Here is a 20,535-nt window from a genome sequence, read left to right on the forward strand (position 1 = left end):
GCCGGGGGTTCAGCTCGTCAGCAGCTGCACGAGCTCGGTCGCCGTCCGGGACACGCTGGCGCGCAAGGCGTCCAGCTCCGCGTCGCGCACGTGCCCGCAGCTGAGCAGGTCCGCCGGCTGCGGCGGGCGCGCCGGGTCCAGCAGGCGCTCGGACAGCTCCACGCCCAGGCGCACCGCCAGCGACAGCGGGGGCGCCCAGCCGGGCCGGTCGACCTGCGCGAGGGCGCCGGAGAGGTCGTCGGGGAAGCACCAGGCGGCCAGCGCCTCGGCGGAGACCCGGGTGTGGCCGACGCCGTAGCGGCGCGCCTCCGCGGCCAGCAGCTCCTCGCGGTCGGCCGCACCGGCCAGCAGCAGCGGGTAGTCCTCGGGGTCGCAGCGCACCAGCAGCGCCTGCCCGAGCCGGGCGAGCAGCCCGACGCTGAAGGCGTCCGGCGCCTGCGCGCCCAGGCGGGGGGCCAGCTCGGCGGCCGCCACGGCGGTGCAGACGCTGCGCTCCCAGAAGCCCTCCAGGGCGTCGGGCACGTCGTCCAGGCCGGCCATCGCGGAGACGGCCAGGCTGCGGACGGTGGAGAAGCCGATGACGGTGACCGCGAACGCGGGGGCGGACACCCGCCCCGAGAGCCCGAAGTAGGCCGAGTTGGCCAGCCGCAGGACCCTCGCGGTCAGCGCCGGGTCGTAGCCGAGGGTGCGCCCCAGCGAGCGCGCGTCGGAGCGGTGGTCGTCGGCCTCGGCGATGACCTTGGCCGCGACCGGGCGGTGCGCGGGCAGGTCGTCCAGGGAGGCGGAGATGCGGCCGAGGACGTCGACGGCACCGGCGGGCGCGCTCGAGGTCCCCGGCCGGAGGCTCCCGCTCCGCTCGCTCACGCCGGCACCCCCCGCGGGGAGGGCAGCTGGCCCCCGGCCGGCGCGGGCGCCACCGGGCGCGCCGCGAGGGTCCCGCCGCCGCGCAGCACCTCGACCAGCGCGCCGCGGGTCAGCGGCCGCGAGTACAGCCAGCCCTGGACGGCCTCGCAGCCCAGGTCGGTCATGACCTCGTCCTGCGCGAAGGTCTCCACGCCCTCGGCGACCACGTCCAGGCCCAGCGTGCGGGCCAGCGACACCACGGCCGCGGCGACGGCGCGGGCGGGCCCGCCGGGGGCGGCACCCCTGGTGGTGGCCGGGGCCGCGTCGAGGTCGCGCACGAAGGAGCGGTCGACCTTGAGGTGGTCGACGGGCAGGTCCTTGAGGTAGGCCAGCGAGGAGTAGCCGGTGCCGAAGTCGTCGATGGCCACCCGGGCGCCGTCGCGGCGCAGCTCCTCCAGGACGGTGCGGCAGGCGCGCAGGTCGCTGGCCAGCGCCGTCTCGGTGACCTCCAGGCAGACGTCGCTCAGCTGCAGCCCGGCGGCGGCCACGGCGCGGCGCACGCCCGCGGCGAAGTCGTCGGCGGACAGGCTGACGGCGCTGACGTTGACGGCCACCCAGCCCGGCACGTGCGGCAGCTCCCCGGCCGCGTGCGCGGCGCGCCAGGCGGCCAGGTCGCGGCAGGCCACGGACAGCACGTGCGCGTCGAGCGCCGGCACGAGGTTGGCGCGCTCGGCGAGGTCGATGAAGGTCTGCGGGTCGACCGGCCCCAGCTCGGGGTGGTTCCACCGGCACAGCGCCTCGACGCTGACCAGCCGGGCGGGGCGGCCGGGGCGCACGATGGGCTGGTAGTGCACGTCGATCGCGCCGCGGGCCAGCGCCTCGCGCAGGTCGGCGACCAGGCGCAGCGCGCGGCGGGCGCGCTGGCGCACCTCCTCGTCCAGCAGCGCCCAGCGCCCGCCGCCGGCGGCCTTGGCCTCGTGGACGGCGATGCCGGCGTCGCGCACGACCTCCTCGGCGCTGCAGGCGAGCCCGTCGAGCAGGACGACGCCGATGCTGGCGACCAGGCGCAGGCGCAGGCCGTTGACCTCCACGGGGGCCAGCACGGCGTCCAGCACGCGGCGCGCGGTGGCCTCCACGGCCTCCAGGTCGGCGAGGTCGTGGCAGACCAGGACGAACTCGTCACCGCCGGGGCGGGCGACCATGTCGGCGCCGCGCACGGTGCGCGACAGGCGCCGGGCGACCTCGACGAGGACGGCGTCGCCGGCCTCGGGGCCCAGCCCGTCGTTGACGGTCTTGAAGTCGTCGAGGTCGACCATGAGGACCCCGGTGCGCGAGCGGGCGGGGGCACCGGCGGCGGGCGGCGCCCCGGTGCTCGCGCGCAGGTCCGCGAGGGGGTCGGCGGCCGCCTCGGCGGGCGCGGCGAGCAGGTCGGCGAGGCGCTCCAGCAGCGCCAGCCGGTTCGGCAGGCCGGTCAGCAGGTCGTGCTGGGCCTGGTAGGCCAGGCGGTGCTCGCGGGCGAGGCGGTCGGTGACGTCCTCGACGGTGCCGACGAACCCCGCGCCGTAGCCGGGGGTCTGGCTGGGGGCCAGGCGCACGGTGACCCAGCGGACCTGCCCGGCGGCGTTGCGCAGCCGGGTGTCGAGGACGACCCGCTCGCCCGAGAGCACCCGGGCGACGGCCTCGACCACGCCGGCGCGCTCGTCGTCGACGACGTGGGCCAGCCAGGCGGTGCCGCACAGCTGCTCGGCGGGCAGGCCCAGCAGCGCCGCGAACGCCTCGTTGACGCGCGAGAGCCGCGCGCCGACGTCGGAGACGATCGTGGCGACCGGGGAGCTCTGCGCCAGGGTGGCGAAGCGCTGCTCGGCGGCGCGGACGGCGGCCTGGGCGCGCTCGTCGCCGGGCGCCGCGACGGTGACGACCCAGTAGTGCTCCTCGCGGGAGGTGCCCGGGCCGGGGCGGGCGGGCTGGTCGGGCACCGGCCAGGCGACGACCTCGGTGCCGCGGCGGACGCCGCCGGAGGTGACGACCTCGACCGAGTAGCGGCTGCGCCGCTCGCGCGAGAGCCGTTCGCGGGGCGGGGCGCCCTCGGGGTCCGGGGGCAGCAGGCGGGTGACGGCGAGGTCGACCAGGTCGGCGGCCGCGACGCCGAAGAGGTCGGCGGCGGCGGAGTTCGCCCAGCGCACGCGGGCCACCTCGAGGGCGGCGGGGTCGCGGGGCCGGGAGACGACGACGACCGGCTGGTCGGCGGCGACGGCGTAGTGCTGCAGCGCAGCGGCGATCCCCGGCGGGGAGGCGTCGCTCCCCCCGCTGCCCGCTCCTCGCCACGCCTCGTTCAGCACAGGTCCCGTCCAGGGTGTCGGCGGCTCCCTCCGTGGAGCCGCATCGGGTCTCCATCGGCACGTCCTGCGACGAGTTGACCACCCGCGCTGCTCCGGACGGGTGGCGCCACCCGGGGGAGGTGACCACGGGTGGTGCGACGTTCACCCTCTTCTCCGGCACCGTTCACCGCGACGACCGCCCGGGTGGTGGCCGTGTGCGATCGACTGCGCGGCGTGACCCCCGACGCGAACGCCCCCGCCGCCTCCTCCTTCTCCCGCCGGTCCCTGCTGGCCACCGGCCTGGCCGTCCCCGCCGCCACGGCGCTCGGCACGCCGGCAGCGGCCGCCGCGCAGGACGCGGGCGCGCAGCAGGACGCGCGGTCCCCCGGCCGCTCCGGGCGCGTGGACCCCGACTCCCCGCGCTTCACCCTGGCCGTGCTGCCCGACACCCAGTACCTCTTCGACGGCGACAGCGCCGACCCCGCGCCCGTGCGGGCGGCGCTGCGCTGGCTGCGCCGCAACCGCACCGCCGAGAACATCGTCTTCCTCGCCCAGCTCGGCGACCTCACCGAGCACGGCACCGAGGAGGAGATCGCCCTGGCGGCGCGGGTGTGGGACGAGGAGCTGCCGACCGGCGGCCGGGGGGACCTGCCGTACTCCGTCCTGGCGGGCAACCACGACGTCTCCGGCGACGACCGGCGCGGCCCCACGCCCTACCTGGACGGCTTCGGGCCGGGCCGGTTCGCCGCGGTGCCGACGTTCCGGGGCGCCTCCCCGGACGGGTACCACACCTGGCACGTCTTCCGCGCCGGCGGGCGCGAGTGGCTGCTGCTGGCGATGGACTGGCGCGCCTCGGCCGCCGGGACCGCCTGGGCCGCGGGCGTGCTGGACGCGCACCCGCACCTGCCCGCCATCCTCACCACCCACGAGTTCGTCGCCGCCGACGAGCAGGGCGCGGCCTCGCTGTCGGAGTACGGCGCCACCCTGTGGGAGGAGCTGGTGCGCGGTCGCGACCAGGTGTTCCTCACCCTCAACGGGCACTTCTGGCCCGTGGGGCGCACGGTCCTGGTCAACGACGCCGGCCACGAGGTGCAGGCGCACCTGACCAACTACCAGGACCAGTACTACGGCGGGGCCGGCACGATCCGGCTGTACCGCTTCGACCTGGCGCGCGGGGTGGTGGACGTGGAGACGTTCTCGCCGTGGCTGCTCTCGGTGCCCGAGGACGAGCGGACCCCGCTGCAGCAGCAGGGCGTCGAGCGCACCGGCGACCTCGACCGCTTCAGCTTCCCGCTGGTGGCCGACGAGCGGTTCGCCGGGTTCGCCCCGCCGGTGCTGCCGGACCCGCGGCCGGCCTCCGCGGTCGTCACGGCCGACACCGCCGCCTACTGGCGCTTCGACGGGACCGGCGGGGGCGTGGAGGGTTCCGTCGTCGGTGCGGGCACCGTCGTGCGCGACCTGACCGGCAACGGCAACGACGTCACCGCCCGCCTCGTCGGGGCCGGCACGGCCGGTGCGCTGACCTGGTCGGCCGACCACCACCCCGCCGCCCCGGCGCACGCCAGCCTGCGCTTCGACGGCCACAAGGGGCCCGACGGCGGCGCGGTCCTGGAGACCGGCCCGGACGCACCGGTGAACTCCTCGACGTTCCTCGACGGGTTCACCATCGAGGTGTTCCTCAAGCTGCCGGACCCCTTCGTGGGCGACCACGCGTGGATGGGCGTGCTCAGCTGGGAGGGCAACAACGGCGACGCCGGGAAGACGAGCGGCTACACGACCGAGGAACCCACCTGCAGCCTGAACGTGACCTCGGAGTGGTTCCTGCAGTTCGTGCTCTACCCCGAGGTGGACGACGTGAACCCGACGTCGTGGTCGCACGCCCTCGTGCCCGGCCGCTGGACGCACGTGGCGATCGTCAACGACGGCGAGCGCACCGTCGTCCACGTCGACGGCTCCAGGACCGCCCGCAACCCCTCGACGCGGGCGCGGGGCATCGCCACCCTCGGCAAGCCGTTCGCCATCGGCGCGACGCAGTCGGACGAGCAGTTCGGCCAGGGTTTCTACGGCTGGATCGGCGACGTGCGGATCAGCTCGCGGGCGCTGGAGGTGACGGAGTTCCTCACCGCCCGCTGAGCGCGGTGCCGCTGCGCGGCGGGGACCCGCCGGGGCTCAGCCCTCGCCGCGCAGCAGCACGAGCCGGTCCGGCGTCTGCCAGGTGCCAGCGGTCGTGCGCCAGGAGGCGATCCCCTGCGCCGGGTCCGCCCCGGCGGTGACCCAGCGCAGCACGAACGGGGTGGGCTGCGCGGCGGCGGTTTCGCGGTGGGTGTAGTTGAACTCCAGCAGCGTCCGCAGCAGCGGGCCGGCCTCGGCCTGGCGCGCCTCGATGACCCCCTGCAGGTAGGCGGGGTCGGAGAACTGGTCGACGATCTCGCAGTCGCAGGCGTAGGCCAGGGTCCCGATCTCCCCCGGGGCCGCGACCCGCTCCTCCCCGACGAGGCGCCCGACCTCGGCGCCGATCCGCCGGTACTCCGCGGGGGTGGCGAAGTTCGCGAAGACCGGCGGGTAGGGCCACGGCAGCGACCGCGCGGCGGCGGGCACGCAGGCGACGAGCCCGGCCACCGCGGCCACCGCGAGCGCGGCGGCGGGCACGGGCGACGGGCGCCGGGCGCTCCCGCCGCCGAGCAGGAGGCCGGCGCCGAGGACGGCGACGAAGGACAGCGACGCCATCGGCGCCACGTAGTACCACTGGTACGGGGGCACCCCGAGGACGCTGTAGACGGCGAAGTACGCGACCCCGCCCAGCCCGACCCCGACGAGCCCGCCGGTGCCCGGCCGGGCCCGCCGGCGCAGCAGGGCCACCACCAGCAGCACCAGGACGAGCAGGCCCAGGACGGCCGCGGCGACGCCGACCCCCACGGCCAGCGGGGTGTTGATCGAGTAGTGGGTCCACAACCCGCGCAGGTAGGTGCGCCCCTCGCCGAAGTCGCGCTGGTTGGTCTTGATGACGAACGTGTCGGGGATCGCCGAACCCAGCCACCACCAGCTGAGGGCGAACCACGGCAGGCAGGCCGCCAGGCAGGCCGCCACGGCCACCGGCAGCCGGCGCAGCACCCCGGGGCAGGCCAGCGCGACGAGCACCACGAACACGACGAGGTCCAGGCGGGCCAGCAGGCTCGCCGCCGCGACCAGCCCGTAGAGCACGGGCCGCCCGGCCAGGCCCGCCGCCAGCAGGCCGGTGACGGCGGTGAAGAGCAGCACCACCTCCAGGCCCAGCGCGGAGACGAGGAAGGGGTTGGCGAGCACCACGACGAGCGCGGCCACCGGCCACGCCGCGGGCAGGCCCAGGCGGGCGGCGGCGCGGGCGGACCACCAGCCGGCCAGCGCCCCCAGCAGCGTGGTGAGCACCCCGAGGGCGAGTTCGCCGTCCGCCCCGGCGAAGGGGCGCACCAGCAGGAAGCACCCGGCCAGCAGGGCCACGTTCAGCGGTGAGGTGGCCGCGTTCGAGGTCAGGCCGGGGGTCATCCCCCAGTGCCTGTGCTCGGCGAGGTTCCGGGCGTAGGAGAGGGTGATGTAGGTGTCGTCGATGAGCCCGCGGGAGCCCACCCAGCTCAGCAGCGCCCCCAGGACGGCGCCGGCGAGGGCCACGAGCGCGGTGGTCCGGGGTGCGGGAGGCATGGCCGCATCCCACCACAGCGCCCGCTCGGCACGACGGGCGGACGCCCCTGCCGGGGTGTCCGCCCGTCGGGCCGGTCGGCTCAGGCGTTCGTCAGCGACCGCAGCACGTACTGCAGGATCCCGCCGTTGCGGTAGTAGTCCGCCTCGCCGGGGGTGTCGATGCGCACGACGGCGTCGAACTCGACGGTGCTGCCGTCGGTCCTCGTCGCGGTCACCCGCACGGTGCGGGGCGTGCGGCCCTCGTTGAGCTCGGTGATGCCGGCGATGTCGAAGGTCTCGGTGCCGTCCAGGCCGAGCGAGGCCGCCGACTCCCCCTGCGGGAACTGCAGCGGCACGACGCCCATGCCGATGAGGTTCGAGCGGTGGATGCGCTCGAAGCTCTCGGTGATGACGGCCTTGACGCCCAGCAGCGCGGTGCCCTTGGCGGCCCAGTCGCGGGAGGAGCCGGAGCCGTACTCCTTGCCGCCGAGGACGACGAGCGGGGTGCCGGCCGCGGCGTAGCTCTGCGCGGCGTCGTAGATCGTCGTCTGCTCGCCGTCGCGGGTGAAGTCGCGGGTGAAGCCGCCCGAGACGCCGTCCAGCAGCAGGTTGCGCAGCCGGATGTTGGCGAAGGTGCCGCGGATCATCACCTCGTGGTTGCCGCGGCGCGATCCGTAGGAGTTGAAGTCCGCCCGCTCCACGCCGTGCTCGGACAGGTACTTGCCGGCCGGGCTGTCGGGCTTGATGGAACCGGCCGGGGAGATGTGGTCGGTGGTCACCGAGTCGCCGAGCAGGGCGAGCACGCGCGCGCCGGTGATGTCGGTGACCGGTGCCGGCTGCGCCTGCATGCCCTCGAAGTACGGGGGCTTGCGCACGTAGGTGGACTCCGCGTCCCAGGCGAAGGTGTCGCCCTCGGGCGTGGGCAGGCCCTGCCAGCGCTCGTCGCCGGCGAAGACGTCGGCGTAGTCCTTGACGAACATGTCCTTGCTGATCGCCTCGCCGATGACCCGCTCGACCTCGGCCGCGTCGGGCCAGATGTCGCGCAGGAAGACGTCGGCGCCGGACTCGTCCTGCCCGATCGGGTCCTGCTCGACGTCCCAGTCCATCGTGCCGGCGATCGCGTAGGCGATGACCAGCGGCGGGGAGGCCAGGTAGTTCATCTTGATGTCGGGGTTGATCCGGCCCTCGAAGTTGCGGTTGCCCGAGAGCACCGCGGTGACGGCGAGGTCGTTCTCCTGGATCGCGGCGGAGACCTCCTCCGGCAGCGGGCCGGAGTTGCCGATGCAGGTGACGCAGCCGTACCCGACGAGGTGGAAGCCCAGCTTCTCCAGGTACGGGGTCAGCCCGGCCTTCTCGTAGTAGTCGGTGACGACCTTGGAGCCGGGGGCCAGGGAGGTCTTCACCCACGGCTTGCGGGTCAGCCCCCGCTCCACGGCGTTCTTGGCCAGCAGCGCGGCGGCCACCATCACCGAGGGGTTGGAGGTGTTGGTGCAGCTGGTGATCGAGGCGATCGCGACGGCGCCGTGGTCGATCTCGGTCTGCGTGCCGTCGGCCATCGTGACGGCGACCCGCTTCGAGGGGCGGCCGCTGGCGTGGCCGGGGGCGGCCGGCTCGTCGCGCTCGTCGGTGCTCGAGGCGGAGGGGGCGTCGGAGGCGGGGAAGCTCTCGGCGCTGGCCTCGTCCTGGGAGGAGCCGGCGACCGCGTCGATGGCGTCGCTGTGCGCGCTGGAGGCGACGTTGCCCGCGGGCACCTCGTCGGTGACGTAGTCGGCCAGGGCGGCGCGGAACGCCTCCTTGGCCTCGGTGAGGACGATGCGGTCCTGCGGGCGCTTGGGGCCGGCGATGCTGGGGACGACCGTGGACAGGTCCAGCTCGAGGTACTCGGAGTAGCGCGCCTCGCGGGAGGGGTCGTGCCAGAGGCCCTGCTCCTTGGTGTAGGCCTCGACGAGGGCGACCTGCTCCTCGCTGCGGCCGGTCAGGCGCAGGTAGTCCAGCGTCACGTCGTCGATCGGGAAGATGGCCGCGGTGGAGCCGAACTCCGGGCTCATGTTGCCGATGGTGGCGCGGTTGGCCAGCGGCACGGCGCCGACGCCCTCGCCGTAGAACTCCACGAACTTGCCCACGACGCCGTGCTTGCGCAGCACCTCGGTGATCGTCAGCACGACGTCGGTGGCGGTGGCGCCGGCCGGGATGGAGCCGGAGAGCTTGAAGCCGACCACGCGCGGGATGAGCATCGACACCGGCTGGCCGAGCATGGCGGCCTCGGCCTCGATGCCGCCGACGCCCCAGCCCAGCACGCCCAGGCCGTTGACCATCGTGGTGTGCGAGTCGGTGCCCACGAGGGTGTCGGGGTAGGCCTGCAGCTCGCCGCCGACCTCGCGCTCGAAGACGACGCGGGCCAGGTGCTCGATGTTGACCTGGTGGACGATGCCGGTGCCCGGGGGGACGACCTTGAAGTCGTCGAAGGCGGTCTGGCCCCAGCGCAGGAACTGGTAGCGCTCGCGGTTGCGGCCGTACTCGATCTCGACGTTCTGCTCGAAGGCGTCCGGGCGGCCGAAGACGTCGGCGATGACGGAGTGGTCGATGACGAGCTCGGCCGGGGACAGCGGGTTGACCTTGGTCGGGTCGCCGCCGAGCTCGGCGACGGCCTCGCGCATGGTGGCCAGGTCGACGATGCACGGCACGCCGGTGAAGTCCTGCATGATCACGCGGGCGGGCGTGAACTGGATCTCGGTGTCCGGCTGCGCGGCGGGGTCCCAGCCGGCGAGGGCGCGGATGTGGTCGGCGGTGATGTTGGCGCCGTCCTCGGTGCGCAGCAGGTTCTCCAGCAGCACCTTGAGGCTGAACGGCAGCTGCGCCGCCCCCTCGACCGCGTCGAGGCGGAAGACCGTGTAGTCCGTCCCACCCACTGTTAGGGTAGCCTTGGCTTGGAAGCTGTTCTGGCTGCTCACCGTGAGCTCCTCACTCGTCGTGCGTGGCCGTCGTCGGTGCCGGTCGTCGGGTCCGATGCTCCCATCGACCGCTCGGGGAGCGCGCGGCGCCCCGGTGCGCCCACGTCGATTTATCTCGACGTCAAGATACCACGCAGGTCGTGGTCGAGGACGAACCCCGCTCCCGACGCGCCCAGCAGCAGGCAGCAGCCCGCCACGAGGGCCAGCGCCGCCGCGCCCGGCCCCGCCGACAGGTCCCCCGAGCGCCGCAGCGCCCGCTCGACCGCCCGCGCGCGGCGTCCCGCGGCCACCCACGCCCACACCCCGCAGCCGGCGCCGGCCAGCCCCAGCAGCACGGCGCCCACCCCCAGCTGCGGCGCCAGCAGCCGCGCCCCGGCCAGCGAGCCGGCGACCAGCGCGAGCGCGGTGCGCCGCCAGGCCAGGGCCGTCCGCTCCGGCTGCAGGCCGGGGTCGAAGCGCCGGTGCGGGCGCGCGCCGGGCCCGCTCACCGCAGCAGCACCCCGAGCAGCACGAGCACCGCGGTCAGCACCGCACCGGCGGCCAGCGGGGCCCCGAGGGCCGGTGGGGCCAGCGGCTCGCCCCGCCGCATCGCCCGCTCGTCGCGCGCCCACCCCCGCCACGCCTGCACGGGGCACAGCAGCCCGAGCCCGACGAGCGCGAGCGAGGCCGCCAGCCGCAGCTGCGGCTGCAGCGCCAGGTCCAGGCCCTCCAGCGCGACGCCCGCCGCGAGCAGCGCGAGCGAGGTGCGGATCCAGGCCAGGAAGGTGCGCTCGTTGGCCAGCGAGAAGCGCGGGTCCGGCTCCGCACCCGTGCCGTAGACGCTGCGGGGGAAGCGCCGGTCCGGCGGCGGGCCCGCCGGGTCGGTCGCCGGGTCGGTCGCGGGGTCCGTCGCGGGGTCGGCGGGGCGCTCGCTCACCCCCCGATGGTCGCGCACCGCGACGCACCACCCGGACGGGTGCACTCGGAAGCACTACGCACAGATTGATCTGGATCACGGAACGTCAGCACAGTGGTGGCGCAGCCCCCGACGACCTGGAGAACCCCGTGACCCCCTCCGCGACCGCCACCCGCACCGCCCCGCTCGGCACCGCGATCGGCACCGCCTTCGGCGCCCCGGCGCGCACCACCGCCCCCGCCCCGCGCACCCCGGCCCCCGGGCGGCGCGCCCAGCACCGGGCCGACGCCCGCCCGCAGGTGGCGATGCCGACGCGCCGCACCCCGCTGTCCGTCGAACTGGCGGACGCGGGCTCGCCCGCCCTGCTGAGCGCGGTGCTCGACGGGCTGCGCGCCGTGCCCGAGCGCGAGGTCCTGGACCGGCGCACCCGGGTGCGCGCCGCGGTCCGCACGCGCTGGGAGCGTGTCGACCTCGCGAGCGTCCTGCTGGTGACCAGGGCCGGGGTCGCGGCGTCGGTGGTGCTGACCGTGCTGCTGGTGCTGTGGCTGGCCCACGCCGGCCGGCTCGCCTGAGGGCGGCGGCGCACCCGCCGCCCCGGCGGCCTCAGCCCTGCGGGACCAGCAGGGCCACGCACTCCACGTGGTGGGTCTGCGGGAACAGGTCGAAGGCGCGCAGCGCCTCCAGCCGGTAGCCCAGCGCGGCGAAGGCGGCGACGTCGCGGGCCAGCGCGGCCGGGTCGCAGGCCACGTAGGCCACCGCGCGCGGGTGCAGCGCGGCGATCCCCGCGACGGCCTCCCGGCCGGCGCCGGAGCGCGGGGGGTCGAGCACGACGACGTCGGTGCGCCGCTCGCGCAGCTCGGCGTCGGCGAGCGCCTCCTCCACGCGCCCCTCCCACATCTCGACGTGGCGCTGGTCGTGCAGGGACTTGCGCGCGTCGCGCACCGCCCGCTCCTCGCCCTCCACCGACAGCACCGAGCCGTCGGGGCCCACGGCCCGCGCCAGCAGCGCGGTGAACAGCCCGGCACCGGCGTACAGGTCCAGGGCCGCCTCCCCCGCGCGCGGCACGAGGGCGTCCAGGACGGCCTCGCCGAGCACGGCGGGCGCGGCGGGGTGGACCTGCCAGAAGCCGGCGCCGCCGACGCGGAAGGCGTGCTCGTGCCCGCGCACCAGCACCCGCTCCCCCACCCAGGTGCGCCCGGAGACGCGGTGCAGCCCGTCGGCGGTGCGCACCGCCACCCACGCGGCCGGCAGCTTGGGCAGGTGGGCGTGCCGGCCGGGGGCGGGGGTCACGACCACCAGCGGCGGTGCGCCGTCGGAGCCGGCGGCCACCTCGACGGTCTCCACGTTGCCGAAGCGGGCCCCCAGCACGCCGCTGCCGACGACGGCCCCGGTGCTGATGGGGCAGTCCTCCAGCGGGACGACCTCGTGCGAGCGGTGCTTGCGCAGCCCGGTGCGGCCCTCGGCGTCCACGGCGAACTGGGTGCGGGTGCGCCAGCGCAGCCCCCCGCCGACCTCCTCGACGACCACCTCGCGCTCCAGGCCGGCGAGGCGGCGCAGCTGCTCGGCGACGACCTCGGCCTTCAGCTCGCGCTGGCGCTCGCCGGTGGCGTGCTGGAAGTCGCACCCGCCGCACAGCCCCGGCCGGGCGACCGGGCAGGCCGGCTCCACCCGCTCCGGCGCCGCGCGGAGCACCTCGACGGCGTCGGCGCGCCAGAACGCGGAGCCGTCCGCGCCCTCGGTGACGCGGGCGCGCACCCGCTCGCCGGGCAGGGCGTGGCGCACGAAGACGACGCGGCCCTCGTGGCGGGCCACGCAGTGCCCGCCGTGGGCGACGGGGCCGACCTCCAGGAGCAGCTCGGTGCCGACCGCGTCGGGACCGCCCGCGCTGCGCGCGCGGGTGCGGCGGCGCCGGGGCGCGGCGCCCGCGCCCTCGCCGGCGGGGCTCACCGGCTCCCCCGGGCGCCCGCGTCGGTGCCCGCTCCGGTGCCCGCGTCGGTGCCCGCCTCGGCCGGTGGCGGCACCGAGGGCGAGGGGCCGAAGGTGCCGCGGCGCACGACACCGGGTGCGGCGCGCTCGGCGCGCTCCTCCAGGCCCTCGGAGCTGGCCAGCTGCCAGGGCACGCTGGCCACCATCACCCCCGGCTGGTAGCGCAGCCGGGCCCGCAGCCGCAGCGCGGACTGGTTGTGCAGCAGGGTCTCCCACCAGTGGCCCACGACGTACTCGGGCACGTAGACGATGACCAGGTCGCGCGGGTGGCGTGCCCGCAGCGCCTTGACGTGCTCGACGATGGGCCGGGTGATCTCCCGGTACGGGGAGTCCAGCACGGTCAGCGGCACCGGGATCCCCAGCGCCTCCCAGCGCTGCTGCAGGGCGGCGCTCTCCTCCGGGTCGACGGCCACGGTGACCGCCTGCAGCTCGGTGGGCTTGGCCGCCCGCGCGAAGGCCAGCGCGCGCAGCGTGGGCTTGTGCAGCTTGGAGACGAGCACGACGCTGCGCACCCCGGTCGGCAGCGCCTTGGCCCCGGCGTCCGGCACGATCTCCAGCTCCCGGGCCACCGAGGCGTAGTGGCGCCGGATGAGCTTCATGTTCACGAAGACGACGACCATGGCGAGGATGGCGATCCAGGCGCCCTGGGTGAACTTCGTCAGCAGCACGATGACCAGCACGAGGCCGGTCAGGCCCAGGCCGATGGAGTTGATGACCCGCGAGCGCCGCATCCGCGCGCGCCGGACCGGGTCGGTCTCGGTGCGCAGGTGCCGCGTCCAGTGCCGGACCATGCCGGTCTGGCTCATGGTGAAGGAGACGAAGACGCCGACGATGTAGAGCTGGATGAGCCGGGTGACCTCGGCGTCGAAGGCGAGGATGAGCACGATCGCCGCGACGGCCAGGGCGATGATGCCGTTGGAGAAGGCCAGCCGGTCGCCGCGGGTGTGCAGCTGCTTGGGCAGGAACCCGTCGCGGGCCAGGATCGAGCCGAGCACCGGGAAGCCGTTGAAGGCCGTGTTGGCGGCCAGCACGAGGATGACGCCGGTGGCGGCGGTCACGACGTAGAAGGCGACCGGGAAGTGGTCGAAGACCGTGGCCGCCAGCTGCCCGATGATCGGGTCCTGCACGTAGCCGTCGCCCACGGGCACCCCGTCGCGCAGCAGCTGGCTGGCCGGGTCCTCGGCGAAGCGGATCCCCGTCACGCGCGCCAGCGCGATGATGCTGACGAGCATCGTCACGCTCGTCAGGCCCAGCAGCAGCAGCGTCGTGGCGGCGTTCCTGCTCTTGGGCTTGCGGAAGGCGGGCACGCCGTTGCTGATGGCCTCCACCCCGGTGAGGGCCGCGGCGCCGGACGAGAACGCGCGCAGGATCAGGAAGGCGCCGGCGAGGCTGGTCATGCCCCCGGAGATGTCGTGCTCGGCGGTCAGGTCCAGCCCCGCGCTGGGCGCGTCCGGCAGGTCGCCCAGCAGCAGCCGCACGAAGCCCCAGATCGCCATCCCCAGGATCGAGGCCATGAAGATGTACGTGGGGACGGCGAACGCGGCGCCGCTCTCCTTGAGCCCGCGCAGGTTCACCGACATCAGCAGCAGCACCAGCGCGACGGCGAAGAGGGCCTCGTGCCCGCGCAGCAGCGGGATCGCCGCCGCCGCGTACTGCGCCCCCGAGGAGATCGACACCGCGACGGTGAGCACGTAGTCCACGAGCAGGGCGCTGCCGACGGTCAGGCCGGCGTTGGGACCCAGGTTGACCGTCGCGACCTCGTAGTCGCCGCCCCCCGAGGGGTAGGCGTGCACGTTCTGCCGGTAGGAGGCCACGACGACGAACATGACGACGACGACCGCCAGCGCGATCCACGGCGAGAAGGCGTAGGCGGCGATGCCCGCGATCGAGAGCGTCAGGAAGATCTCGTCGGGGGCGTAGGCGACCGAGCTCAGCGCGTCGGAGGCGAAGACGGGCAGCGCGATGCGCTTGGGGAGGAGGGTCTCGGACAGCCGTTCGCTGCGGAACGGCCGACCGACCAGCACGCGCTTGACCGCGTCGGTCACAGAGGGCACGTCTCACGATGGTAGGTGCTGGGGCGGGGTGTGCCGTCCGGACCGGAGCCCGGACGCGGTAGCGTCACGCGGGCTGGCTGGATCGAGGGACCGGAGCGGACGTGCACTTCGTGATCATGGGCTGTGGCCGGGTGGGCTCCAGCCTCGCCCTCACCGTCGAGGCCCGCGGGCACAGCGTCGCCGTGGTGGACCAGGACGCCGACGCCTTCCGCCGGCTCGGCGCCTCCTTCGCCGGCCAGCGCGTCACCGGGGTGGGCTTCGACCACGACACCCTCGTCGAGGCCGGCATCCACCAGGCCGGCGCCTTCGCGGCCGTCTCCTCGGGCGACAACTCCAACATCCTCGCCGCGCGGGTGGCGCGGGAGAAGTTCGACGTGCAGAACGTCGTCGCGCGCATCTACGACCCCGGCCGCGCCGAGGTCTACCAGCGCCTGGGCATCCCCACGATCGCCACGGTGCGCTGGACCGCGGACCAGGTGCTGCGCCGCCTGGTGCCGCAGGGCGCGCTCAGCGAGTTCCGCGACGCCTCCGGGCGGGTGGTCCTCGTGGAGGTCCCCGTGCACGACGCCTGGGTCGGGCAGCCGCTGTCCGCGCTCGAGGCCGCCGCCGGGGTGCGGGTCGCCTACGTCACCCGGCTGGGCCAGGGCATCGTCCCCGTCCGCGGGATGGCCCACCAGGAGGGCGACGTCGTGCACGTCGTCGTCGCCGACGAGCGCGTCGACGCGGCCGCGGCCGTGCTCGCCGCCGCTCCGGGAGGGGAGTCCTGATGCGGGTCGTCATCGCCGGCGCCGGCATCGTCGGGCGCTCCATCGCGCGCGAGCTGCTGGCCAACCGCCACCGGGTGCTGCTCATCGACCGCAGCCCGGCCGCCATGAAGATCACCAGCGTGCCGGACGCGCAGTGGCTGCTGGCCGACGCGTGCGAGATCTCCAGCCTCGACGAGGCCGAGCTGGCCGACTGCGACGTCGTCGTGGCCGCCACCGGGGACGACAAGGCCAACCTCGTCGTCTCCCTGCTGGCCAAGACCGAGTACGGCGTGCCGCGCACCGTCGCCCGGGTGAACAACCCCAAGAACGAGTGGCTGTTCGACGAGGCGTGGGGGGTGGACGTCGCCGTCTCCACGCCGCGGCTGATGACCGCCCTGGTCGAGGAGGCCGTCAGCGTCGGCGAGCTCGTGCGGCTGTTCACCTTCCAGCGGGGGCAGGCCTCGATGGCCGAGTACACCCTGGAGGCGGACAGCCCCGTGCTGGGCCGCACCGTCGGGGAGGTGCGGCTGCCGCGCGACACCGTCCTCGTGGCGATCGTGCGCGCCGAGCGGCCGCTGCCGCCGACCCCCGACGACGTGCTCGAGGCCGGCGACCACCTGCTGTTCCTGTCGGTGCCCGACGCCGAGGCGGACCTGCGCGCCACCCTCGGCGCGCGCTGAGCGCCCCGCGCGGGCTCAGGCGCCGGCGCGGGGGTCCAGCGGGGTGCGGCCCTTGAGCAGCAGCAGGCTCGCGACGGCGACCCCGGCCACCAGCAGCGGCCAGCCCAGCACGAGCTTGCTCACGGCCAGCGCGGTCGTCTCCCCGGACAGGTACAGCGGCAGCTGCACCCCCGCCCGCACGACGTAGCCGGCCAGCAGCAGCGCCGTCAGCTTCTGGCACAGCGAGACGATGCCGCGGTCGCGCCGCCACGCCGTCGGGTCCTCGGTGACGGCTCCCACGAGGAAGCCCACGACCGGCCAGCGCAGCACCATCGAGAGCGCGAAGACGACGGCGAGCGCGCAGTTGAGCAGGATGCCCGGCAGGAAGACGTCCTCGGCGCGACCGGTGCGGGAGGCGATGAACGCCGCCACGGCCGTGGTGAGGATCCCGCCCAGGGCGTGCTGGACGGTCTCGCGGCGCGCCAGCCGCGCCACCAGCGCCACGAGCAGGACCGCCACCGAGGCACCCACCGACGTCAGCACGTCGGTGGTCAGCAGCCAGGTGACGAGGAAGGCCAGCGCGGGCGCCGCGGAGTCCAGCAGCCCCCGCCAGCCGCCCAGCGCCACCGACAGCCGCCGGCGCACCAGCTCCTCGACGGTGGTGGGCGCCGTCTCGGGGACGGCGCCCGCGACCGCGGGACGGTCGGCGTCCGCGCTCACGCCTTCTCGGGGCAGATGAGTTCGTACACGGGGTTGAAGATGACCCGGTGGCCGTCGTCGCAGGCGACCAGGCCGCTGGCCTTGACGCGCCTGCCCGCCTCGACACCGGCGATGCGGCGCCGGCCCAGCCAGACCAGGGACACCGAGCCGGAGCCGTCGAACAGCTCGGCCTCCAGGGCGGGCACGCCCCCGCGCGGACGCGTCGTCACCGAGCGCAGCGTCCCGCAGACGCAGGCCCTGGTGCGGTCGCGGACCTGCCCGCACGGCGTCCCCCCGTTGCGGACGGCGTCCTCGGTCGCCTCCTCGGCGGCGAGGTCGGACTCCGAAGCGGTGAACCGCTGCAGCGCGCGGCGCCACAGCGGCGTGCTCAGCACTGAGGTCTTCGACACGGCACCCACAGTAGGACCCTCCCGACGTGACCGTGGTGGAACGCCCCCGCGCGGTGCCCTGTTCCCCCGGAAGGGCGTCGGCGACGACGGCACGTCAGCGCACCTCGGTGATCTCGGGACCGCGCTCGAAGGGCTTCAGCTCCTCGCGCTGCGCTCCCCCGCCGCCCGCCTGCTCCTGCCCGTCCGCCGGCCCGCCCGGGGGCGCCGCGGGGGCGGCGCCGGGCTGCTGCGGCAGCGCCAGCGGGATGAGCTCGCGGGGGGCCATGGCCTCGGCGCCGCGGACGACGACGACGTCGCGCACCACGGCCTCCAGCTCCGCGGCCGCGGACGCGTCGACGGCGGCCGGACCGGAGAAGACCGCGCGCAGGAACCAGCGCGGGCCGTCCACCCCGGCGAAGCGGGTGGGCTGGTGACCGGTGCGCCCGTCCTCGGTGCGCACCGGCAGCCGGCACAGCAGCTCGCGCCCCAGGGGCCCGGTGCGCTCCTCGGCCGCACCGCCCTGCGCGGCGACGGCCTGGGCGATCTCGGGGCGGATCTCGTCCCAGACGCCGAAGCTGCGCGGTGCGGCGAAGGTCTGCAGCTGCACGGTGGAGCCGCCCAGGACGACGGTGACGGCGATGACCCGCTGCGAGGCCTCCTCGACCTCGAAGCGCAGCTCCATGCCCTCGCGGCCGGCCAGGCGCAGCCCGCCCAGGGACAGCCGGCCGTCCTCGTCCTCGACCTCGGAGGCGTCGAAGGGACCGCCGGAGCGGTCGAAGACCACCTCGTCGGCGGCCTCGTCGGCGGCCGCGGCGGCGGCCGCGGCGGGCTCGGCGGCGGGCCGGGCGGCGCTCCCGCCCGTCCCGACCGCGTCGGCGGCCTCGCGCGCCTGCGGGTCGTCGACGACGCCGTGGGCGGCGGTGGCGGGCTCGGCGCCGGACTCGGCGGTCGTGGCGCTCGCCCCGTCCCCGGACGCGGTCCTGCCGTCGGCCGCGCCGTCCTGGACGGCGGAGTCGGCGACCTTGCGGCGGCGGAACAGGCTCACGGTCGCTCCTCGGGGTTCTCGGTCGGGTCGGTCGACGGGGCGGGCGGCGCGGTGGCCGCCAGCGCGTGCGCTCCGCCGGTGGAGCCGTGCCCGCCGCTGCCGCGCACGGACTCCGGCAGCTCCGCCACCGGCACGAAGCGGACGCGCTCGACGCGCTGGACGACGAGCTGGGCGATGCGGTCGCCGGCCGCGAGCGCGACGCTCTTGCGCAGGTCGGTGTTGTGCAGGGTGACGCGGACCTCGCCGCGGTAGCCGGCGTCGACCGTGCCGGGGGCGTTGAGCGTGGTCAGCCCGCGGCGGGCGGCCAGGCCCGAGCGGGGCACGACGAAGGCGGCGTAGCCGTCCGGCAGGGCGATGGAGACCCCGGTCGGGACGGTGACGCGCTCCCCCGGGCCGACGACGACGTCGACGCGGGTGGTGAGGTCGGCTCCCGCGTCGCCCGGGTGGGCGTAGGTGGGCAGGGCTTCGGGCACGCCCAGCACGGTGGGGACCTCCAGGGTCGCCCCGTCCGGCTCGGTCGCGTGCGCCGCGAGGTGGTGCGTCACGGGTCTCGACCCTACCGCTGCGCCGCGCGGGGGCACGCACGCGCCGGGGCCCGCTCCCGGCGCCGGGAGCCGGGAGCGCGGGCCGGGGCGTGCGGGCGCCGCGGCGGGCGCGTGCGAGGCTGGCGGCGTGCAGACGGCCTCGCGTGGAACCCCCGAGCGGACCCCGGACGGGAGCGGCTGGGACGGCCGCGAGCGGTGGTGGCCGGCGGTGACGACCTGGTTGTCGTGGCTGCCCGCGGTCGTCGGCGGAGCGCTCGTGGCGCTGCCGGTCTGGGGCGGGCGGGGAGCGCTGGTCGGCGCCCTGCTGGGCGCGGCGCTGGCCGTGGGGGTGCTGCTGAGCATGGCGTGGACGGTGGAGCTCACGCAGACGCACCTGCGCGTGGGGCGGGCGCGGTTGCCGCTCGACGTCGTCTCCGGCGTCGACGTGATCGCCGCACGGGAGCGGCGCGCCGCCCTAGGCCCCGGGCTGGACGCCCGGGCCCACCTGGCGGTGCGCTCGTGGATCCCCACCGCGGTGCGGATCCACCTCGACGACCCCGCCGACCCCGCGCCCTACTGGATCGTCTCCACCCGCCGCCCGCGGCGGCTGGCGGAGGCGATCACGCGCCGCCGGTGATCAGGCGGCGCAGTCGGTGCAGATGATCCGCCCGTCCGGCTGCTCGCGCAGCTGGCTGCGGTGCACGACGAGGAAGCAGCTGGTGCAGGTGAACTCGTCCTGCTGGCGCGGGAGGACCCGCACCGACAGCTCCTCGTTGGACAGGTCCGCCCCGGGCAGCTCGAAGCCCTCGGCGGCTTCCGTCTCGTCCTCGTCGACGGTGCCCGAGCTCTTGTCGGTGCGGCGGGCCTTGAGCTCCTCGATGGAGTCCTCGTTCAGCTCGTCGTCGCTCTTGCGCGGCGCGTCGTAGTCGGTCGCCATGACCTTGCCTCACACTCCGATGCTTCTCGTCCGGCCTGTTGCTGCCGCGGGCTCAACACTCTTCGCGCCGGTTCCATGCCCGAGCGACCACGAATCATGACCTACCCGCCCGCGCAGGACGAACCGGGGCGCGTCGGGGGGTTCCAACGGTCCGCGAGGGCCCGGCGTTCCCGCGCCCGGCGCCCGCCCCGGCGACCGCACGGCGCACACCCGTTCCGCAGCGCACATCCGGCGTCACGCAACGCTTCGAGGGGGTCCCCCGCCGTCCACAGCGGTCGACACGGGGGAGTTGGACCGGCGGCTGCGGGGCCGTACGCTGCAAGCGTCCCAGCCGCCGGCGGCTCGCCCCCGCGCACCGCGCCGGGTCCCGAGCCGCCGGGCCCCGAGATCCCCAGGGAGGTGCCGTGCCCGTGCAGGAACCCCGTCGGCTCGACGTGACCGCCACGTCCGCGTCCGATGCTCCGCCGGCTCCCCAGCCGACCACCGAGACCGGTTCGACGACGCCGACGTTCGTGGCCGAGCTGTCCGAGCGCGTCCAGCGGACGCGCGCGACCATCGACTCCGCCGCCGCCGCCGGCGACGACGACCTCGCCCAGGCCTTCCTGGACGACCTCGAGTCCCTCGTGGACCTCGCCGCGGCCCACGACGTGGCGCTGCCCGACACCGTGGCCTACCTGGCCGACCAGCAGGTCCGCCGGCACGCCGTGGACCTGCGCGCGGTGGACCTGCGCGCCGGCTCCACCTGCGCGACCGCCTGACCCGCCGCCGGTCCACCGCCCCCTCCGGCGTCGCCGGTCCGGGACGGCGAAGAGCCCGCCCCCGGCCGGGGGCGGGC

19 protein-coding genes are annotated in these 20,535 nt (G+C 75.9%); 6 read left to right on the forward strand and 13 right to left on the reverse strand.

Annotation, left to right across the window (positions count from 1 at the left end; genetic code table 11):
- Nucleotides 1–9 precede the first annotated feature (9 nt).
- Nucleotides 10–864, reverse strand: a complete 855-nt coding sequence (locus ACRYM2_RS14435) for an HDOD domain-containing protein (RefSeq protein WP_432523094.1) — start codon at nt 862–864, stop codon at nt 10–12.
- Nucleotides 861–3,182: a putative bifunctional diguanylate cyclase/phosphodiesterase gene (locus ACRYM2_RS14440; protein WP_432523095.1), complete on the reverse strand. Its 2,322-nt coding sequence runs from the start codon at nt 3,180–3,182 to the stop codon at nt 861–863. Before ACRYM2_RS14440 ends, ACRYM2_RS14435 begins: the two co-directional genes overlap by 4 nt.
- Nucleotides 3,183–3,395: 213 nt before the next feature.
- Here ACRYM2_RS14440 and ACRYM2_RS14445 point away from each other — a divergent pair, with 213 nt between their 5' ends.
- Nucleotides 3,396–5,294, forward strand: a complete 1,899-nt coding sequence (locus ACRYM2_RS14445) for a LamG-like jellyroll fold domain-containing protein (protein ID WP_432523096.1) — start codon at nt 3,396–3,398, stop codon at nt 5,292–5,294.
- Nucleotides 5,295–5,330: 36 nt separating this feature from the next.
- Here the strand turns inward: ACRYM2_RS14445 and ACRYM2_RS14450 are convergent, their stop codons facing one another.
- The 4 genes from ACRYM2_RS14450 to ACRYM2_RS14465 form a co-directional block, all read right to left on the reverse strand.
- On the reverse strand, nt 5,331–6,836 hold the full coding sequence (locus ACRYM2_RS14450) for a hypothetical protein (RefSeq protein ID WP_432523097.1): 1,506 nt from the start codon (nt 6,834–6,836) through the stop codon (nt 5,331–5,333).
- An 80-nt stretch (nt 6,837–6,916) separates the two neighbouring features.
- Entirely contained in the window at nt 6,917–9,766 is a 2,850-nt protein-coding gene (locus ACRYM2_RS14455; RefSeq protein ID WP_432523099.1) for an aconitate hydratase, read from the reverse strand.
- Nucleotides 9,767–9,876: 110 nt separating this feature from the next.
- Nucleotides 9,877–10,254 (reverse strand): DUF202 domain-containing protein, encoded by a 378-nt coding sequence (locus ACRYM2_RS14460; protein ID WP_432523100.1) that lies wholly within the window; start codon nt 10,252–10,254, stop codon nt 9,877–9,879.
- Entirely contained in the window at nt 10,251–10,682 is a 432-nt protein-coding gene (locus ACRYM2_RS14465) for a YidH family protein (RefSeq protein WP_432523101.1), read from the reverse strand. Before ACRYM2_RS14465 ends, ACRYM2_RS14460 begins: the two co-directional genes overlap by 4 nt.
- A gap of 128 nt (nt 10,683–10,810) precedes the next feature.
- Here ACRYM2_RS14465 and ACRYM2_RS14470 point away from each other — a divergent pair, with 128 nt between their 5' ends.
- The gene (locus ACRYM2_RS14470) at nt 10,811–11,233 is read left to right on the forward strand and encodes a hypothetical protein (RefSeq protein ID WP_432523103.1); all 423 of its coding nucleotides are present in this window, start codon (nt 10,811–10,813) and stop codon (nt 11,231–11,233) included.
- A gap of 31 nt (nt 11,234–11,264) precedes the next feature.
- Here the strand turns inward: ACRYM2_RS14470 and ACRYM2_RS14475 are convergent, their stop codons facing one another.
- Both ACRYM2_RS14475 and ACRYM2_RS14480 read right to left on the reverse strand, forming a co-directional pair.
- Entirely contained in the window at nt 11,265–12,608 is a 1,344-nt protein-coding gene (locus tag ACRYM2_RS14475) for a class I SAM-dependent RNA methyltransferase (protein WP_432523104.1), read from the reverse strand.
- Nucleotides 12,605–14,701, reverse strand: a complete 2,097-nt coding sequence (locus ACRYM2_RS14480; RefSeq protein WP_432523105.1) for an APC family permease — start codon at nt 14,699–14,701, stop codon at nt 12,605–12,607. Before ACRYM2_RS14480 ends, ACRYM2_RS14475 begins: the two co-directional genes overlap by 4 nt.
- Before the next feature lie 101 nt (nt 14,702–14,802).
- Between ACRYM2_RS14480 and ACRYM2_RS14485 the strand changes: the two genes are divergently transcribed.
- Together ACRYM2_RS14485 and ACRYM2_RS14490 are read left to right on the forward strand one after the other, a co-directional pair.
- Nucleotides 14,803–15,468, forward strand: a complete 666-nt coding sequence (locus ACRYM2_RS14485; protein WP_432523106.1) for a potassium channel family protein — start codon at nt 14,803–14,805, stop codon at nt 15,466–15,468.
- Nucleotides 15,468–16,127, forward strand: coding sequence for a potassium channel family protein (locus ACRYM2_RS14490; protein ID WP_432523107.1), 660 nt, complete (start codon nt 15,468–15,470; stop codon nt 16,125–16,127). Before ACRYM2_RS14485 ends, ACRYM2_RS14490 begins: the two co-directional genes overlap by 1 nt.
- Nucleotides 16,128–16,142: 15 nt before the next feature.
- Here ACRYM2_RS14490 and ACRYM2_RS14495 read toward each other — a convergent pair whose 3' ends face one another.
- The 4 genes from ACRYM2_RS14495 to dut all read right to left on the reverse strand — a co-directional run bounded on the left by ACRYM2_RS14495 (nt 16,143) and on the right by dut (nt 18,736).
- Entirely contained in the window at nt 16,143–16,826 is a 684-nt protein-coding gene (locus tag ACRYM2_RS14495) for a DUF3159 domain-containing protein (protein ID WP_432523108.1), read from the reverse strand.
- The gene (locus ACRYM2_RS14500) at nt 16,823–17,224 is read right to left on the reverse strand and encodes an OB-fold nucleic acid binding domain-containing protein (RefSeq protein WP_432523109.1); all 402 of its coding nucleotides are present in this window, start codon (nt 17,222–17,224) and stop codon (nt 16,823–16,825) included. The genes ACRYM2_RS14495 and ACRYM2_RS14500 overlap by 4 nt, the downstream gene beginning before the upstream one ends.
- An 85-nt stretch (nt 17,225–17,309) precedes the next feature.
- Nucleotides 17,310–18,239, reverse strand: coding sequence for a DUF3710 domain-containing protein (locus ACRYM2_RS14505; RefSeq protein ID WP_432523110.1), 930 nt, complete (start codon nt 18,237–18,239; stop codon nt 17,310–17,312).
- Entirely contained in the window at nt 18,236–18,736 is a 501-nt protein-coding gene (gene dut / locus ACRYM2_RS14510) for a dUTP diphosphatase (RefSeq protein WP_432523114.1), read from the reverse strand. Before dut ends, ACRYM2_RS14505 begins: the two co-directional genes overlap by 4 nt.
- A 175-nt stretch (nt 18,737–18,911) precedes the next feature.
- Here dut and ACRYM2_RS14515 point away from each other — a divergent pair, with 175 nt between their 5' ends.
- Nucleotides 18,912–19,400 (forward strand): DUF3093 domain-containing protein, encoded by a 489-nt coding sequence (locus ACRYM2_RS14515; protein ID WP_432523111.1) that lies wholly within the window; start codon nt 18,912–18,914, stop codon nt 19,398–19,400.
- On the opposite strand, the gene ACRYM2_RS14520 is transcribed toward ACRYM2_RS14515, so the two are convergent.
- Nucleotides 19,401–19,700 carry a DUF4193 domain-containing protein gene (locus ACRYM2_RS14520; protein ID WP_166615886.1) on the reverse strand — a complete coding sequence of 100 codons (300 nt, stop codon included), beginning with the start codon at nt 19,698–19,700 and terminating at the stop codon, nt 19,401–19,403.
- A 404-nt stretch (nt 19,701–20,104) separates the two neighbouring features.
- On the opposite strand from ACRYM2_RS14520, the gene ACRYM2_RS14525 reads away from it, so the two are divergent.
- Complete coding sequence (locus tag ACRYM2_RS14525) at nt 20,105–20,458, forward strand: hypothetical protein (RefSeq protein WP_432523112.1); 354 nt, start codon at nt 20,105–20,107, stop codon at nt 20,456–20,458.
- Nucleotides 20,459–20,535: the final 77 nt, after the last annotated feature.

Source organism: Kineococcus aridisoli (assembly GCF_050871885.1).
Taxonomy (GTDB): Bacteria; Actinomycetota; Actinomycetes; order Actinomycetales; family Kineococcaceae; genus Kineococcus.